This is a genomic window from Rhizobacter sp. P3_B12 (assembly GCF_056402895.1).
Genome location: NZ_JBFUGN010001220.1, coordinates 1 through 1,606 on the forward strand (window position 1 = coordinate 1; position 1,606 = coordinate 1,606).

Sequence of the window (1,606 nt, forward strand, 5' to 3'; positions counted from 1 at the left end):
GAGCTCGAGGCCGGCGATTTCGCGCGGCTGTGGGCGGTGTTCGCGCACATGGGGGCCGAAGACCCGGCGCGGCCGGGCGGCGGCTGGCTGACGCCGGCGCTGAAGGAGCAGTACCGCGCGCTGTGGCGCCACGGGCTGACCGGCGCGCTGAACTACTACCGCGTGTCGCCGCTGCGCCCGCCGACCGGGCCCGATTCACCGGTGCTCGCGCTGAAGTTCCCGCCCGAGTTCGTCACCGTGACGGTGCCGACGCACGTGGTGTGGGGCGAGGCCGACGTGGCGTTGCCGGCGTCCTTGCTGGATGGCCTGGAGGCCTTCGTGCCGAAGCTGACGCTGACCCGCGTACCGGGCGCCACGCACTGGATCGTGCACGAGCTGCCGGCGCTGGTGGCGAGCGAAATCGAGGCGGCGCTGGCGGGTCACACCACCACGTAGCGGCCTTCGAGGAGTTGCGAGGCCGACTGCAGGTGCTCGCGCAGCATCGGGAACAGGTCCGACGACGACTCGGTCGCGAAGATCTGCCGTGCCCGCTGCGTCGGCGAGTAGCCGATGTTCACCAGGCAGGCGGCCGGCCCGCTGCAGTACTCCAGCAGCTCCGGCCCGATMAGGTGGACCGCCCAGCCTTCCGACGATTCGACGCCACCGTCGCTGATCCGCATCAATTCGCTGTCCGTCATGTGAGCCTCACCCAAACTGCCTGTCAACCGCTCTGAACCTGGAAGCCAGTTTAGGAAGCGCCTCCCGGCTTGGCATCCCCCCGAACGCGGCAGGACCGGGGTCGCCGCGTCCGATTCGTCACGGTCGGCCGATGAACAGGTAGAGGCCGGCCGCGCCGCGCGGCGCGTAGGTCAGGCCGAGGTACAGCGGCCCGATGCCGGTGTCCGCGCCGACGAACAGGCTCATGCCGCTGCGCAGGTCGTTCAGCTTCATCTGGCTGCTGAATTCCCAGGCGTTGCCGGCCTCCAGCGAGCCGCCGGCGAACAGCCCGCGCGTGAACACCGGCGTGTACTCGAGCCGCTGGTAGTACGCGAGCCGCCCGAACGCCAGGTAGTTGCCCTCGATCTGCCCCGGCAGGTAGCCCGACATCTGCTGGAAGCCGCCGAGCGTGTAGCGGCCGAGCCCGGCGATCGAGCGCTGGTCGGCATGCTGCACGCGTGCGAACGCATTCAGCGTGTGCCGCCCCCAGGTGCCCACCGCCGAGCCCTCGGTCTCGATACGCGTGAAGCGGTCGGAATCGCTGCCGGTCACGCTGTCGCTGCGCCGGCCGCTGACCACCTCGCCCTGCACGCGGTAGCCGCGCAGCGGGAAGTTCGCGAAATCGAGCTGGTCGACCACCACGCCGACGCGCAGGCCGGATTCGTCGATCGTCACCGTCTCGCGCGGCCCGCTGTAGTCGGTCGACAGGATCTCCGGCTCGTTGCGCAGTGTCAGATGCGTGAGGCCGATGCGGATCTCGCCGAACTGGCCCCAGGGCTGGCCGAGGTCGACGCCGAAGCGGCCGGTCGAGCGGTTGAAATGCCCGCGCTCGTCGCCGGTGGCGCCGTTGTAGACGGCGAGCTTGCGGCGTTCGGCCTCGCCGTAGCCGGCCACGAACCAGTCGTTCGAG

3 protein-coding genes are annotated in these 1,606 nt (G+C 70.3%); 1 reads left to right on the top strand and 2 read right to left on the bottom strand.

Annotated features, from left to right (window positions below; genetic code table 11):
• A partial coding sequence (locus AC1D01_RS33935; protein ID WP_477873858.1) for an alpha/beta fold hydrolase occupies window positions 1-435 on the top strand: 435 nt, incomplete at its 5' end.
• Here AC1D01_RS33935 and AC1D01_RS33940 read toward each other — a convergent pair.
• Window positions 420-677: a hypothetical protein gene (locus tag AC1D01_RS33940; RefSeq protein ID WP_477873859.1), complete on the bottom strand. Its 258-nt coding sequence runs from the start codon at window positions 675-677 to the stop codon at window positions 420-422. The two genes, AC1D01_RS33935 and AC1D01_RS33940, sit on opposite strands and share 16 nt — an antisense overlap.
• Before the next feature lie 118 nt (window positions 678-795).
• Window positions 796-1,606: BamA/TamA family outer membrane protein (locus tag AC1D01_RS33945; RefSeq protein ID WP_477873860.1), on the bottom strand; the 811-nt coding region annotated here is incomplete at its 5' end.